14 protein-coding genes are annotated in these 13,283 nt (G+C 66.2%); 5 read left to right on the top strand and 9 right to left on the bottom strand.

The features are described 5' to 3' along the window. Positions 1-194: 194 nt before the first annotated feature. Genes JQ617_RS30995 through JQ617_RS31005 form a run of 3 tightly spaced genes read right to left on the bottom strand, consistent with a single transcriptional unit; the run spans position 195 to position 4,050 of the window. Complete coding sequence (locus JQ617_RS30995) at positions 195-1,340, bottom strand: nickel/cobalt transporter (protein WP_212029630.1); 1,146 nt, start codon at positions 1,338-1,340, stop codon at positions 195-197. Then, the gene (locus tag JQ617_RS31000) at positions 1,331-1,969 is read right to left on the bottom strand and encodes a DUF1007 family protein (RefSeq protein ID WP_063686956.1); all 639 of its coding nucleotides are present in this window, start codon (positions 1,967-1,969) and stop codon (positions 1,331-1,333) included. Before JQ617_RS31000 ends, JQ617_RS30995 begins: the two co-directional genes overlap by 10 nt. Beyond that, positions 1,969-4,050: a M3 family metallopeptidase gene (locus JQ617_RS31005; protein ID WP_212029631.1), complete on the bottom strand. Its 2,082-nt coding sequence runs from the start codon at positions 4,048-4,050 to the stop codon at positions 1,969-1,971. Before JQ617_RS31005 ends, JQ617_RS31000 begins: the two co-directional genes overlap by 1 nt. Positions 4,051-4,185: 135 nt before the next feature. On the opposite strand from JQ617_RS31005, the gene JQ617_RS31010 reads away from it, so the two are divergent. Next, positions 4,186-4,440 carry a hypothetical protein gene (locus JQ617_RS31010; protein ID WP_063686952.1) on the top strand — a complete coding sequence of 85 codons (255 nt, stop codon included), beginning with the start codon at positions 4,186-4,188 and terminating at the stop codon, positions 4,438-4,440. A 488-nt stretch (positions 4,441-4,928) separates the two neighbouring features. Here JQ617_RS31010 and JQ617_RS31015 read toward each other — a convergent pair whose 3' ends face one another. Continuing rightward, positions 4,929-5,117, bottom strand: a complete 189-nt coding sequence (locus JQ617_RS31015; RefSeq protein ID WP_186467140.1) for a hypothetical protein — start codon at positions 5,115-5,117, stop codon at positions 4,929-4,931. Between JQ617_RS31015 and JQ617_RS31020 the strand changes: the two genes are divergently transcribed. The 4 genes from JQ617_RS31020 (at position 5,116) to JQ617_RS31035 (ending at position 8,995) form a co-directional block, all read left to right on the top strand. Further along, the gene (locus tag JQ617_RS31020; RefSeq protein ID WP_063686950.1) at positions 5,116-6,258 is read left to right on the top strand and encodes a type III PLP-dependent enzyme; all 1,143 of its coding nucleotides are present in this window, start codon (positions 5,116-5,118) and stop codon (positions 6,256-6,258) included. The genes JQ617_RS31015 and JQ617_RS31020 overlap by 2 nt on opposite strands. A gap of 127 nt (positions 6,259-6,385) precedes the next feature. After that, complete coding sequence (locus JQ617_RS31025; RefSeq protein WP_212029632.1) at positions 6,386-6,973, top strand: GNAT family N-acetyltransferase; 588 nt, start codon at positions 6,386-6,388, stop codon at positions 6,971-6,973. Between the two features lie 149 nt (positions 6,974-7,122). Continuing rightward, positions 7,123-7,512 carry a RidA family protein gene (locus JQ617_RS31030; protein WP_212029758.1) on the top strand — a complete coding sequence of 130 codons (390 nt, stop codon included), beginning with the start codon at positions 7,123-7,125 and terminating at the stop codon, positions 7,510-7,512. Between the two features lie 40 nt (positions 7,513-7,552). Beyond that, positions 7,553-8,995, top strand: a complete 1,443-nt coding sequence (locus JQ617_RS31035) for a homospermidine synthase (protein ID WP_212029633.1) — start codon at positions 7,553-7,555, stop codon at positions 8,993-8,995. A gap of 115 nt (positions 8,996-9,110) precedes the next feature. Here the strand turns inward: JQ617_RS31035 and JQ617_RS31040 are convergent, their stop codons facing one another. The 5 genes from JQ617_RS31040 to JQ617_RS31060 form a co-directional block, all read right to left on the bottom strand. Beyond that, positions 9,111-9,443 carry a hypothetical protein gene (locus JQ617_RS31040; RefSeq protein ID WP_063687768.1) on the bottom strand — a complete coding sequence of 111 codons (333 nt, stop codon included), beginning with the start codon at positions 9,441-9,443 and terminating at the stop codon, positions 9,111-9,113. Positions 9,444-9,543: 100 nt separating this feature from the next. Then, entirely contained in the window at positions 9,544-10,260 is a 717-nt protein-coding gene (locus JQ617_RS31045; protein WP_063686944.1) for an MgtC/SapB family protein, read from the bottom strand. Between the two features lie 30 nt (positions 10,261-10,290). After that, the gene (locus JQ617_RS31050; RefSeq protein ID WP_212029634.1) at positions 10,291-11,310 is read right to left on the bottom strand and encodes a WD40 repeat domain-containing protein; all 1,020 of its coding nucleotides are present in this window, start codon (positions 11,308-11,310) and stop codon (positions 10,291-10,293) included. After that, a complete protein-coding gene (locus tag JQ617_RS31055) occupies positions 11,310-12,362 on the bottom strand; it encodes a CobW family GTP-binding protein (protein WP_063686940.1) in 1,053 nt (350 codons plus the stop codon). Before JQ617_RS31055 ends, JQ617_RS31050 begins: the two co-directional genes overlap by 1 nt. A gap of 56 nt (positions 12,363-12,418) precedes the next feature. After that, positions 12,419-13,282 carry a metal ABC transporter solute-binding protein, Zn/Mn family gene (locus tag JQ617_RS31060; RefSeq protein ID WP_212029635.1) on the bottom strand — a complete coding sequence of 288 codons (864 nt, stop codon included), beginning with the start codon at positions 13,280-13,282 and terminating at the stop codon, positions 12,419-12,421. Position 13,283 lies beyond the last annotated feature (1 nt).

The raw sequence follows: 13,283 nt of genomic DNA on the forward strand, positions 1-13,283 counted from the left end.
GCGGAAGGAGGTTCGCAAAGCGCGCTGTTGCCCGGATTACGCACCTCTCGTGTCCCGGACGCGGTGCAGCGTGCTCGCTGCTCCGCAGAGCCGGGACCCGGAAGGCTACAGGCCACCGTACGGAGAGATGGGCCCCGGCTCGGCAGCGCACCGTCGAAGAGACGCTGCGCTGCGTCCGGGGCACGAGAGCCCGGCTAGAAACACGTCGTCCGCTCGGCCGCGATGTAGCCGAACAGGAGGCCGATGCCGAACAGCAGCACGAGGGCGGCGGCGCCGAACTCGATGCCGCGCATGAACAGCGCGCCGCCGCCGTCGCGGCCGGCGCTGAGGCGAGCGGCGATGTCCTTGGCGGAGACGGCGACGACCGCGATCGCGGCGACCGTGATCGCGGTGCCGAGCCCCATCAGGAAGGTGGCGGCAATGCCGGCCCAGAACAGGCCCTGGGCAAGCGCGAACACCAGCACCAGGATCGCGCCCGAGCAGGGGCGGATGCCGACGGTCAGGATCGCGGCAAAGCCGCGCCGCCAGCCGCCGGGTCCGGCGAGCTCGCTCGGGGTCGGCCCATGGGAGTGGCCGCAATGCTCGTCATGGACGTGGTCATGCCCGTGGTCGTCATGGGCGTGGGCATGGTGATCATGGGCATGGGCATGATCGTGGTGATGATGATCGCGCCCATGATGATCATGCGCATCGTGCTGATGGTGATGGCCGTGATCGTGGTCATGCGGCACGCCCGCCATCGCCGGCACCGGCTGGGTCGCCTGCAGCGCGCGGATGAAGGTGCGGCCCTTGACCCAGGCGAGGCGAAGACCGAACAGCGCGATCAGGGCGTAGCTTGCGATCTCGATCACCCCTTCCGCCTTGCACATGGTCTTGGCGGTCGCATTCAGGATCCAGGCCGAGATGCCGACGATGAGGATCGCCACCAGCGACTGCATCAGCGCCGAGGCAAAGGACAGCGCGATGCCGCGCCGGGCAGTCTCTCGGTTGGCGACGAGATAGGAGGCGATTACCGCCTTGCCGTGGCCGGGGCCGGCGGCGTGGAAGATGCCGTAGGCGAACGAGATGAACAGCAGCGTCCACACCGCCGAGCCGTCGGACTTGGCGGCGCGGATGGTCGACGACATCTGACGATAGAATTCCGACTGCTTGGCCAGCAGCCAGCCGATGAGCCCGCTGGCCTCGGGCTGGGGCGCCTGCGCCGCCTTCGGCGCGCCGAACGGATTTTGCGCGAGGACATCGTGAAGCGCGGCATCCGCCACGCCGGCGACGAGGAGAACGGCGGCGCAGGCAAGCAGCCCGCGCGCAAGCGGAGAATGGAGACGACCGATCAAGGGCAATCCACCGTGATCTTGTTGGCGAACATCATGCCGAAATTGCTGTTCTCGCCGTTCAGGAAGGTCTGCTCGTTGAGCTTCTGGGCGGTGGCCGAACCGTCGCTGGGACGGTCGAGCTTCATCTGGCAGCCCGCGGGCGCGCCGACCAGCTTGACCGGATTGTCCTTGGCCATCTGGAAGTCGATGAAGTAGGAGCGGTCGAACACTTCGAGCATCAATTGCTTCGGCTTGACCGGATTCTTCAGCGGCAGCGTGAAGTGCAGGGTCAGCACAGTGTCCTTGTAGTCGAGGAAATAGTCGACCGGCTCCTGAAATCGCTCCTTCTTGCCGTCCGCTCGCGCGAAGGTGAAGTAGGCGTATTCTTTCAGCGACTCGACATTGGTCTGCGCCAGCGGCCCGAGCTCCTCGCGCGTATAGGCGCCTTTGGTCTTGCTCTCGAGCCCCTGCACCGCATAGGCCGAGAACATGTCGTCAAAAGTCCAGGAATGGCGCACACCGGTGATGCTGCCGTCTGCGGCGTAGAGCAATTCGCTGGTCGCGGTGATCCAGACATGCGGATGCGCGCTCGCCGCACCCGCGACGAGCGTCATGGCTGCGGCGAGCAGCAGGCCGAACAGGACGCGCATGCCCATCAGGCCGCCTTGGCGTCGTCGAGCAGGCCGCGGCGGCGGAGCAGCGCGTCGGGCTCGGGCGGACGGCCGCGGAAGGCCTCGTAGGCGGCTTCCGGATCGACCGATCCGCCGCTCGAATAGATGTCGTCGTGCAGGCGCTTGGCCACCGCGGGATCGAAGATGTCGCCGGCCTCCTCGAACGCGCCGAAGGCGTCGGCGTCCATCACCTCCGACCACATGTAGCTGTAGTAGCCGGCGGCATAGTGGTCGCCGGTGAAGATATGGCCGAACTGCGTGGGCCGGTGCCGCAGCGCGATCTCCTCGGGCATGCCGATCTTCTCCAGCTCCTTCTTCTCGAAGGCGCGGACGTCCTGCGCGGCGGCGGCCGGCTGGGTGTGGAATTCGAGATCGACCAGCGCCGAGGAGACGAACTCGACCGTGGCAAAGCCCTGGTTGAATTTTCGCGCGGCGAGGAAGCGCTGCAGCAGGTCGTCGGGCAGCGGCTCGCCGGTCTGGTAGTGGCGGGCGAACTGCTGCAGCACTTCGGGCCGCTCCTGCCAGTGCTCGTAGAGCTGGGACGGCAGCTCGACGAAGTCGGTGAAGACGGAGGTGCCCGACAGCGACGGATAGGTCACGTTGGAGAGCATGCCGTGCAGGCCGTGGCCGAACTCGTGGAACAGGGTGCGGGCATCGTCGGGCGACAGCAGCGCGGGCTCGCCCTCGGCGCCCTTGGCGAAGTTGCAGATGTTGAGGACCAGCGGGGCGACGTCGCCGTCGAGCTTCTGCTGGTCGCGCAGCGAGGTCATCCAGGCGCCGGAGCGCTTCGACGGGCGGGCAAAGTAGTCGCCGTAGAACAGCGCCTTGTGCTTGCCGTCCGGCCCCTTCATCTCCCAGACCCGGACGTCCGGATGCCAGACCGGGACGTCCTTGCGCTCCTCGAAGGTGACGCCGAACAGGCGCGTGGCGCAGTCAAAAGCGGCGGCGATCATGTGGTCAAGGCCGAGATAGGGCTTGATCGCGGAATCGTCGAAATTGGCGCGCTGCAGGCGCAGCTTCTCGGCGTAGAAGCGCCAGTCCCAGGGGGCCAGCTTGAAATTGCCGCCCTCTTCCGTGATCAGCGCCTGCATCTCGTCGCGGTCGGCGAGCGCCCGGGCGCGGGCCGGCTTCCAGACCCGCTCCAACAGGCTCCGCACCGCATCCGGCGTCTTGGCCATGGAATCCTCGAGCCGGTAGGCGGCGTAGGTCGGGTAGCCCAGCAGGTTGGCGCTCTCCTCGCGCAGCTTCAGGATCTCGACGATGGTCGTGTTGTTGTCGTTGGCATTGCCGTTGTCGCCGCGCGCGATGAAGGCCTTGTAGACCTTCTCGCGCAGGTCGCGCCGGGCCGAGCTCTTCAGGAACGTCTCGACCGAGGAGCGCGACAGCGTGACGATGGCCTTGCCGGCCATGCCGCGCTCTTCTGCCGCAGCCCTGGCGGCGGCGACGAAGCTCTCCGGCAGGCCCTGGCGATCGGCCTCCCCGAGCTCCATGAACCATTCCTGCTCGTCGCCGAGCAGATGATGGCTGAAGCCGGTGCCGAGCTGGGCCAGCCGCTCGTTGATCTCGGCCATCCGGGTCTTGGCTTCCTCCGAGAGGCCGGCGCCGGCGCGGTGGAAGCGGGTGTAGGTGCGCTCCAGCAGGCGGAGCTGCTCGGGCGAAAGACCGAGATTGGCGCGGTTCTCGTGCAGCTGGGCGATGCGACCAAACAGCACGGCGTTCATCATGATCGGATTCCAGTGCCGCGCCATCCGCAGCGAGACGTCCTTGTCGATCTCCAGGATGGCCGGGTTGGAATGCGCCGAGACGAGGTCATAGAACACCGCCGCGACCTTGCTCAGCAGCTTGCCGGAGCGCTCCAGCGCCGTGATGGTGTTGGCGAAGTCGGCCGCGGCGGGATCGTTGGTAATCGCCGCGATCTCGGCGGAATGGTCGGCGAAGGCCTGCTCGAAGGCGGGGAGGAAGTGCTCCGGCGCGATCTCGTCGAAGGGCGGGGTGGCAAACGGCGTCACCCAGGCCTTCAGCAGCGGATTGATCCCGGAGTCCGTAGTTTGGCGGGGGTCTGACATCGCAAGTCCCGATTTTTGAGCTGGTTTGTTGCGACAAGCTATAGCACGCGATCGGGCTTTTTTGGGCCATTTGGCCTTGCTCCCGCCCGCCTTTTCGGGGAGATTGCGGCCCTCCAAGACAGGACCCCCGAGCTCATGAACGCGCCTTCCCAGTCCTCCCGCCAGATCGTCTGGCCCAGCGTCATCACCGTCATCAGCGCCGCCATCCTGATCGGCGCCGAGGTGTTCGGCGCGGCCTTCGCCGGCGGCTGGGCGCTCGCGATCCTGTTCGGACTCGGCGATCAAGGCGCGCACATCCTGCAGGCCGTGCTGTTCGCACTCGGCGTGCTGGTGATGACCGCGTTCGTCCGCGCAGCTCAGCGCATCGAGCCCTTCACCAAGCGCGGCTGACGCGTCTCGCGCGCGAGAGACGCGCGCGGCACAGCGAAAACTTAACGCGCGTTCATCTTCCGCGTCGCTCGCGCAACACTGCGCAAGCAGACGTTAGGCAATTCTGTTCTCAGCCTAAAAAAATTCTTGCGAAGCAGGGTCAAAACGCTTATGTGCGGTCTTGCCCAATTTCGCACGTGCCTGTGGTCGTGTGTCAGTCGGTAGGTATCCGGACAAGAGGCCGGACAGCCGCCAAGGGGTGAAGAAGCCGAGGGGCTCTTCGGAAGTGCGGAAGTCAGAAGGCTCATAGCCGGAAGACTGAAGGCAAACCCGAAGCGTCCAGCATCTCTCTCAAAGAGATGCCTAGTCGAAGGTGACTTCGCTCTTTGCAACCGTGACTGGCAGCCGGAGGCGAACCGGCGCACCCCGCTCTCAACGGGGGACGCGACTTAAAGCAACGACGGATCGGGCTTTTTTGGTCTCTACCGGCATTCCAACGCCGGCGCGGGCTACTGAAAAGGCTTGTCCTTCATTGCCAGGTGTGCGGGCGGGAATCTCTCCCAACCAATCCACGGCAGCACAGTCTGGTTTGAGTATTTTGGCATCAACGCGCCTCCATCGCGCGGTGTGGCCAGAGCGCTCTTATCCGACGTCACGTTGATGCGGACCCCGTCGCTGGGGCCGTTGGAGAGTGCCATGACCGAACGTATCCAGGAATTCCTGCGCAATCGCCGCAAGGATGGTCTCGACACCGAGCCGTGCCTCGTCGTCGACCTCGAGGTCGTGCGCGACAATTACCAGACCTTCGCCAAGGCGCTGCCCGACAGCCGCGTGTTCTATGCCGTCAAGGCGAACCCGGCGCCGGAAGTGCTGGCGCTGCTGGCGTCCATGGGCTCCTGCTTCGACACCGCGACCGTCGCCGAGATCGAGATGGCGCTGGCTGCTGGAGCTACGCCCGACCGCATCTCCTTCGGCAACACGATCAAGAAGGAGCGCGACATCGCGCGCGCCTTCGCGCTCGGCATCCGCCTGTTCGCGGTGGACTGCGCTGCCGAGGTCGAGAAGGTCGCCCGTGCCGCTCCCGGCGCGAAGGTGTTCTGCCGCATCCTCTATGACTGCGCCGGCGCCGAGTGGCCGCTGTCGCGCAAGTTCGGCTGCGACCCGGAGATGGCCGTCGAGGTGCTCGACGTCGCCAAGCGCCTGGGCCTCGAGCCGTGCGGCATCTCCTTCCATGTCGGCTCGCAGCAGCGCAAGGTGAAGGCGTGGGACCGTGCGCTGGCGATGGCCTCGCAGGTGTTCCGCGACTGCGCCGAGCGCGGCATCAACCTCACCATGGTCAACATGGGCGGCGGCTTCCCGACCAAGTACCTGAAGGACGTGCCGCCGGTCGTGACCTACGGCCGCTCGATCTTCCGCGCGCTGCGCAAGCACTTCGGCAACCAGATTCCGGAGACCATCATCGAGCCGGGCCGCGGCATGGTGGGCAATGCCGGCATCATCGAATCCGAGGTCGTGCTCATCTCGAAGAAGAGCGACGAGGACGAGGTGCGCTGGGTCTATCTGGACATCGGCAAGTTCGGCGGTCTCGCCGAGACCATGGACGAGTCGATCCGTTACGCCATCCGCACCCGTCACGACGGCGCGGACATGACGCCGTGCGTGCTCGCCGGTCCGACCTGCGACAGCGCCGACGTGCTGTACGAGAAGAACCCGTATCCGCTCCCCGTCACGCTCGAGATCGGCGACAAGGTGCTGATCGAAGGCACCGGGGCCTATACGTCGACCTACTCGTCGGTGGCGTTCAACGGCATCCCGCCGCTGAAGACCTACCACATCTGATCCGCCTCCTGGTCTGAGGCCTGACGAACCCGGAGCCGGCTTGCCGGCTCCTCCCTGACATTTCGATCTGACGACGCCTTGAACCGGCGTGCCTTGCGCACGCCGCTCAAGCGGGGACTGACGTGCCATGACTGCTCCTCGGAAGCCACAAGTCGCCCTCACCTCGAAAGCCGCTCCGTTCGCGATCCGTGCGGAACGTGCTGGAGACGTCGCGATGCGTGAGGCGCTGCTCGATGCCTGCTTTGGCGAGACCCGCCACGGCCGCACCTGCCAGCGCCTGCGCGACGGACGTGCGCCCGCCACAGGCCTTGCCCTGTCGGCGATGCGCGAGGGCAAGCTCGTGGGAACCGTGCGGCTTTGGCATGTCAGCGCCGGAGGCAGGCCCGCCCTGGTCCTCGGACCACTGGCGGTGGACCCTGCCTGCCGCGAGCTCGGGATCGGCGCCGCGCTGATGAATCAAGCGCTGGCCGCCGCCCGGGCGCGCGGGCATGACGCCGTGATCCTGCTCGGCGACGCCCCCTATTACGCCCGCTTCGGCTTCTCGGCCGAGAAGACGGCCGGGCTCTCGCTGCCCGGTCCGTTCGAGCGCGACCGCCTGCTGGCGGTCGAATTCCAGGCCGGTTGCCTCGACGGCGCCGAGGGGATGATCGTCCCGACCGGCGCCGCCCTGCCCAAACGGAGGTCGGTTCGCGGCCTCCAAGCGCACGCGGCCTGAGGGATCGCTTTCGTAGCGAAGACCGAACGCCGCATTGAGCGGCAACGCCCGGCCGCGCCTGCGCCGAACCCTTTCCTTGGGGGGTTGCGCAGGCGGCGGAAACGCCCTTTAACCCCGCGAAACACCCCCTTCAGTCGAGGCCCATGACCATGCCCCGTCGCCTGATCTCCACCGGCTCCCCGCTCGAGAAGTCCGTCGGCTACAGCCGCGCCGTGATCGACGCCGATTTCGCCTTCGTCGCGGGAACCACCGGCTACGACTACACGACGATGACGATGCCTTCCGATGTCACGAGCCAGTCACGCAACTGCTTCAAGACCATCGGGGCCGCCCTGAAGGAGGGCGGATTCGAGATGGCCGATATCGTCCGTGCGACCTACTACGTCACCGACGCGAGCTACATCGACGCCCACTTCGCCGTCTGCGGCGAAGTCCTCGGTGACATCAGGCCGGCGGCGACGCTGCTGGTCGTCAGCGGGCTCGCCAAGCCCGAGATGAAGGTCGAGATCGAAGTCACCGCCAAGCGCCGCAGCGCCTGATCCACCCCTCACTGCCAGCACTTTCCGGAGAATCTATCCCATGAGCGCCCCCTCGCAGATCTACGCGAAGATCACCGGCCCGATCGTCATGGTCGGCTTCGGCTCCATCGGCAAGGGCACCTTGCCGATGATCGAGCGGCACCTCGATTACGACAAGTCGCGCGTCACCGTGATCGACCCCAAGGACGAGGGCCGCAAGGCGCATTGCGAAAAGCAGAACGTGCGCTTCATCCAGAAGGCCGTGACCAAGGACAATTATCGGGAGTTGCTGACCCCGCTGCTGACCGAAGGCGGCGGCCAGGGCTTCTGCGTCAATCTGTCGGTCGACACCGGCTCGACCGACATCATGGAGCTCTGCAACGAGCTCGGCGCGCTCTATATCGACACCGTCAACGAGCCCTGGCTCGGCTTCTATTTCGATGCCTCGAAGGGCCCGGAAGCCCGCTCCAACTACGCGCTGCGCGAAGTGACGCTGGCCGCCAAGCGGGCGCGCCCGGCGGGCTCGACCACGGCCGTCTCCTGCTGCGGCGCCAATCCCGGCATGGTCTCCTTCTTCGTCAAGCAGGCGCTGCTCAACGTCGCCGCCGACCTGAAGCTCAATGCTCCCCGTCCCAAGACCAAGGCCGAATGGGCGGACCTGATGCGGCAGGCCGGCATCAAGGGCATCCACATCGCCGAACGCGACACCCAGCGCTCGAAGACGCCGAAAGAGCCCGACGTGTTCGTCAACACCTGGTCGGTGGAAGGCTTCCTGTCGGAAGGCGTGCAGCCCTCCGAGCTCGGCTGGGGCACCCACGAGAAGTGGATGCCGGAGAATGCGAAGACGCATGAAGCCGGATGCGGCGCGGCCATCTACCTGATGCAGCCCGGCGCCAACACGCGCGTGCGCACCTGGTGCCCGACCCGCGGCGCGCAATACGGCTTCCTCGTCACCCACAACGAGTCGATCTCGATCTCCGATTACTTCACGGTGCGCGATGCATCCGGCAAGGCGGTCTACCGGCCGACCTGCCACTATGCCTACCACCCGGCCGACGATGCCGTGCTGTCGCTGCACGAGATGTTCGGCCGCGCCGCCAAGATGCAGGAGAAGCACCACATCCTCGACGAGAACGAGATCGTCGACGGCATCGACGAGCTCGGCGTGCTGCTGTTCGGCCACGACAACAACGCCTATTGGTACGGCTCGCAGCTCTCCATCGAGGAGACCCGCGCGCTCGCGCCCTACCAGAACGCCACCGGCCTGCAGGTGACCTCCGCCGTGCTCGGCGGCATGGTGTGGGCACTGGAGAACCCGAAGGAAGGTATCGTCGAAGCCGACGAGATGGACTTCGATCGTCTGCTGGAAATCCAGCTGCCGTATCTTGGCCCGGTGAAGGGTTTTTATACCGACTGGACGCCGCTGACGGATCGTCCGGGACTGTTCCCGGAGGATATCGACACGTCTGATCCCTGGCAGTTCAAGAACATCCTGGTGCGGTAATCCACTGCCGTCATGCCCGGGCTTTGTCCCGGGCATCCACGGACTTGTTCTGTAGCAGGCCAAGAACGTGGATGGCCGGGACAAGCCCGGCCATGACGCTGGAAGCACGAACTCCCTACTTCTTCTCGATCGGCGGCGCGATCTTCTCGGCCGGCGCCGGGGGCAAGGCCGGCTTGGTCGCCGCGCCCTGGGTCTGCGGATCGGGGCGTGCGGGCTCGGGCGCCGGCGTGGTCGGCCGGTCACCGCCGGGCTTGGCTTCCGCGGGGACCTTGCTCTGCTCGTCGGACGGCGTGCCCTGGAGCGGCTGCGTCCCCTGCGCCAGCTCCATCCGGCTTTCGGCCCGGATCTGAGCCAGCGACATCACCGACACCACGACGCCTGCCGCGAACAGCGAGCCGGCAATCGTCAAGTCGAGCTTCAATCTGCGCTTGTCATCTGGGCCGGGCATGTCGATCACCGCCTTTGTCTGCGGGATCAACGAAACTGAGGCGCGCCGGTTCCGGGGCCCTGCAAGCAGGAACCGCCCCTTTGCGCGCCAAAAGGCCGCGCTACTCCGTCGTGCTGACTTCCCAGGTCGCGTGGCGCACGCCCGGCAGGTGCTGCAGGTCGGTCGCCACCGCGTTCAGCTCGTTCGGGTCGACGGCGGTCGCGACCAGCTTGGCGACGATTTCGAGATTCTCCTCGCCGATCTCGGCAACCTCAATATCGGCGACCGGGTATTTGGCGGCTTCGAGCTTGTCGACGAGACGGTCGCGCATATCCGGAAGGGCATCGGTCGCCACCGCGAGCTTGAAGTAATAGGTCGCCTCGAGCGCCTTCTCGTTCAGCGGGATGCGGTTGATGGCGTTGACCAGCGGGCGCAGCATGGTGTTGCCGGCGATGACGAACACGGTCAGCATCGCGGCCTGGGCGACGAGGTCGGCGCCGGCACAGGAGCCGACCGCAGCAGAGGCCCACAGCGTCGCTGCGGTGTTGAGCCCGCGCACGTCCATGCCCTGCTTCATGATGACGCCGGCGCCGAGGAAGCCGATGCCTGAGACGACATAGGCGATCACCCGCACCGCGCCGTCGGCGCCGGTCAGATGCATGGCGAGGTCGACGAAGGCGGCCGCGCCCACCGCGACCAGCACGTTGGTGCGCAGGCCCGCGGTGCGCTGGCGATATTGCCGCTCGGCGCCGATCAGCGTGCCCAGCACGAAGGCCGTGGTCAGGCTGACCAGCGTGTCCGCGAAATCGGCAAGCTGGAAGGTCGTGAGAAAACGCATGATCCCCTATACGGCGGGAACCATGACGAATTAAAGCTCCAGCAGGCCGCCGTCCCCATTTTCGTCGGCGAAGGCCAGCAGCGTGCCCTTGGCATTCCAGGCGATCGCAGCCGCCGGCGGGGTGCCGTTGCGGCGGACCAGGATCTCCGCGCCGTCCTCCAGCCGCACCATCAGCACGGTGCCGTCACTGTAGCCGCAGGCCAGGATGTCGTTCTTGGGATGGCAGGCGACCACCGAGACGCGCGCCTGCAGCGGCGCGAGCATGGCGGGCTCCTTGCCCATCGGGCCGTCCTTGCTGGCGAACGGCCAGATGATGACGGTGTCCGCGCCCGAGGTCGCGAGCCCCTTGCCGCCCGCGCTCCAGGACATCGAACGGACGCGGCCGGGATAGCCGGTCATGCGCATGTGCCTGTTGTCGGCGAGCCGCCAGCCGTGCAGCGCCGGCTCATGCATCGCGGTGACCAGGAACTTGTTGTCGGGGCTGAAGGTGACCGCATGATGCGAGCCGGCCCAGGGCAGGAATTCGGCCGAGCCTTCCATGTTCGGAAACCACAGCGTGGCGCCGTTGTAATGGGCGATCGCGAGCCGCAGGCCTTTCGGCGCGAAGGCGAGACCGCCGACGGTCGAGGGCACCTCGAGCGACTTCTCCTCGTTCTTGCCGCTCTTGACGGTCGCGACCTTGCCGGCGGACCAGGCGAAGGCGCCGTCGGCGTGCAGCGCCACCGCGTCGATCCAGCGCCGCTTCGGGTCGGTGGCGAGCAGCGTCACCTCGCCCTTGGCGTCGAGCGAGACGACCTTGCCGTCGTCGCCGCCCATCACGATGCGCTTGCCGTCGCAGGCGGTGGAGAGAATGCCGCCGCTATGCACGGCGACCGTGGTGATCTCGCCCTGCGCGTCGACGAACTTGACGTTCTCCTCACCGCCGACGAAGGCGGCGCGATCCCTGAGGAAATGCACCGAGGTCACGGCCATGCCGAGCGCGACCGGCTTGACGCGGTCGGTGACGGAAACGATCGAGGCGGAATCGGGGGCCGGAGTAAACTCTTTCATCACGAGACGATGCAGCTCTCGAAGCCTTCGCGAATGGCCTTCTCCGGCAATTCGCGGCCGATGAAGACGAGGCGGCTCTCGCGCGGCTCGCCCTCCTTCCACTTCCGCTGGTGGTTGCCCTCCAGCATCATGTGGACGCCCTGGAAGACGTAGCGGTCGTCGTCGTCGTGGAACGCGAGGATGCCCTTGGAGCGCAGGATCTTGCCGCCCTCGACCTGCACGAGGTTCTGCAGCCAGGGCATGAACACGTTGGGATCGAGCGGCTTGTCGGTCTTGAGCGAGAGCGACTGCATGTCCTCGTCGTGATAGTGCTTCAGGCCATGGCCGTGATCATGGTGATGATGGTCGTGGCCATGATGATGGTGATGATCATGGTCGTGGTCATGATCGTCGCCGGCTTCGAGGAAGTCGGGCTCGATGTCGAGGATGCGGTCGAGATCGAAGGCGCCACGGTCGAGCACGTCGGCCAGCGCGACCGAGCAGCGCTCGGTCCGGTGCAGCTTCGCATAGGGATTGATGCCGCGGATGCGGGCCTCGACCTCCGCGAGCTCGCCCTTGTTGACGAGGTCGGTCTTGTTCAGGACGATGACGTCGGCGAAGGCGATCTGGTTCTTGGCCTCGGGCGCGTCCTTGAGACGGTCGGACAGCCATTTGGCATCGGCGACGGTGACGACCGCGTCGAGCCGGGCGTTCTTCTGCACGTCCTCGTCGACGAAGAAGGTCTGGGCGACCGGCGCGGGATCGGCAAGGCCGGTGGTCTCGACGATGATGGCGTCGAACTTGCCCTTGCGCTTCATCAGGCCGTCCATGATGCGGACGAGGTCGCCGCGCACGGTGCAGCAGATGCAGCCGTTGTTCATCTCGAACACTTCCTCATCGGCGCCGATGATGAGGTCGTTGTCGATGCCGATCTCGCCGAACTCGTTGACGATGACGGCGTATTTCTTGCCGTGGTTCTCCGACAGGATGCGGTTGAGCAGCGTGGTCTTGCCGGCACCGAGATAGCCGGTCAGCACGGTCACGGGAATTTTCTGGGAGGTCGCTTCAGACATAACAACTCCGACTTCGGGCTTTTTCCGCGCGACGCGAGGCGGGGTGGCCCCCTGCCCTAGTGGTCAAGCGCGCTGGTCAGGGCCTTTATATTGTGCCTGACCATGTCAATGTAAGTGGGTGCAGGCCCCTTTTCGCCGGTCAAACCGTCGGAAATCAGGGTCCCGCCGACCTTTGCCCCGGTCTCGGCCGCGATCCGCCGGATCAGGCGGTCATCGCTGATATTTTCCAGAAATACCGCCGGGATTTTTTGGGCCTTGATCTGGCCGATGATGGCCGCGATGTCCCGGGCGCTGGGCTCGGTTTCCGTGGAGACGCCCAGGGGGGCGATGAACTGGACGCCGTATTCGGCGGCGAAATAGCCGAAGGCGTCGTGGGTGGAGATTACCTTGCGTCGCTCGGGGGGGATTTTGCCGACGGTCTCGCGGACCTCGCGGTCCAGCGTTTCGAGCTTTTCCAGATAGGCCCTGGCCTGGGCGCGGAAGAACTCCGCGCCATCAGGATCGGCCGCGGCCAGCGCATCGGCGATGTCGGTCACGTAGATCCTGGCATTGGGGACCGATTGCCAGGCATGGGGATCTGCGGCCGAGCCGAGCTTCAGCGGCGCAATGCCCGCACTCGCGGTGATCACCTGCGCCTTGCTCCCTGCGGACTGCACGAGGCGCGGCAGCCAGCCCTCCAGCCCAAGGCCGTTGACGACGACGAGCTTCGCCTCCGCGATCCGCTTCGCATCGCCCGGCGCCGGCGTGTAAACATGGACGTCGCTGTCGGGGCCGACCAGCGTGGTCAGGTTGACGCGGTCGCCGCCGACATTGCGGACGAAATCGGCAAGGATCGAGAAGCTCGCGACGACGTTGAGCCGCTCGGCGGCGTGTAGCGGCGAGGCGACCATCAGCAAGGCGAGGAGCAGCACAAAGCGCATC

The sequence above is a fragment of the Bradyrhizobium sp. KB893862 SZCCT0404 genome (genome assembly GCF_018130885.1).
Classification (GTDB): domain Bacteria; phylum Pseudomonadota; class Alphaproteobacteria; order Rhizobiales; family Xanthobacteraceae; genus Bradyrhizobium; species Bradyrhizobium stylosanthis.

What these genes read in the sequence shown, in the direction of transcription:
- JQ617_RS31030 (WP_212029758.1), top strand. Translation starts at nt 7,123, where the DNA reads ATGCCCCGTCGCCTGATCTCCACCGGCTCCCCGCTCGAGAAGTCCGTC.
- JQ617_RS31020 (WP_063686950.1), top strand. Translation starts at nt 5,116, where the DNA reads ATGACCGAACGTATCCAGGAATTCCTGCGCAATCGCCGCAAGGATGGT.
- JQ617_RS31040 (WP_063687768.1), bottom strand. Translation starts at nt 9,443, where the DNA reads ATGCCCGGCCCAGATGACAAGCGCAGATTGAAGCTCGACTTGACGATT.
- JQ617_RS31050 (WP_212029634.1), bottom strand. Translation starts at nt 11,310, where the DNA reads ATGAAAGAGTTTACTCCGGCCCCCGATTCCGCCTCGATCGTTTCCGTC.
- JQ617_RS31005 (WP_212029631.1), bottom strand. Translation starts at nt 4,050, where the DNA reads ATGTCAGACCCCCGCCAAACTACGGACTCCGGGATCAATCCGCTGCTG.
- JQ617_RS31025 (WP_212029632.1), top strand. Translation starts at nt 6,386, where the DNA reads ATGACTGCTCCTCGGAAGCCACAAGTCGCCCTCACCTCGAAAGCCGCT.
- JQ617_RS31060 (WP_212029635.1), bottom strand. Translation starts at nt 13,282, where the DNA reads ATGCGCTTTGTGCTGCTCCTCGCCTTGCTGATGGTCGCCTCGCCGCTA.
- JQ617_RS31055 (WP_063686940.1), bottom strand. Translation starts at nt 12,362, where the DNA reads ATGTCTGAAGCGACCTCCCAGAAAATTCCCGTGACCGTGCTGACCGGC.
- JQ617_RS31035 (WP_212029633.1), top strand. Translation starts at nt 7,553, where the DNA reads ATGAGCGCCCCCTCGCAGATCTACGCGAAGATCACCGGCCCGATCGTC.
- JQ617_RS31010 (WP_063686952.1), top strand. Translation starts at nt 4,186, where the DNA reads ATGAACGCGCCTTCCCAGTCCTCCCGCCAGATCGTCTGGCCCAGCGTC.
- JQ617_RS31015 (WP_186467140.1), bottom strand. Translation starts at nt 5,117, where the DNA reads ATGGCACTCTCCAACGGCCCCAGCGACGGGGTCCGCATCAACGTGACG.
- JQ617_RS31000 (WP_063686956.1), bottom strand. Translation starts at nt 1,969, where the DNA reads ATGGGCATGCGCGTCCTGTTCGGCCTGCTGCTCGCCGCAGCCATGACG.
- JQ617_RS31045 (WP_063686944.1), bottom strand. Translation starts at nt 10,260, where the DNA reads ATGCGTTTTCTCACGACCTTCCAGCTTGCCGATTTCGCGGACACGCTG.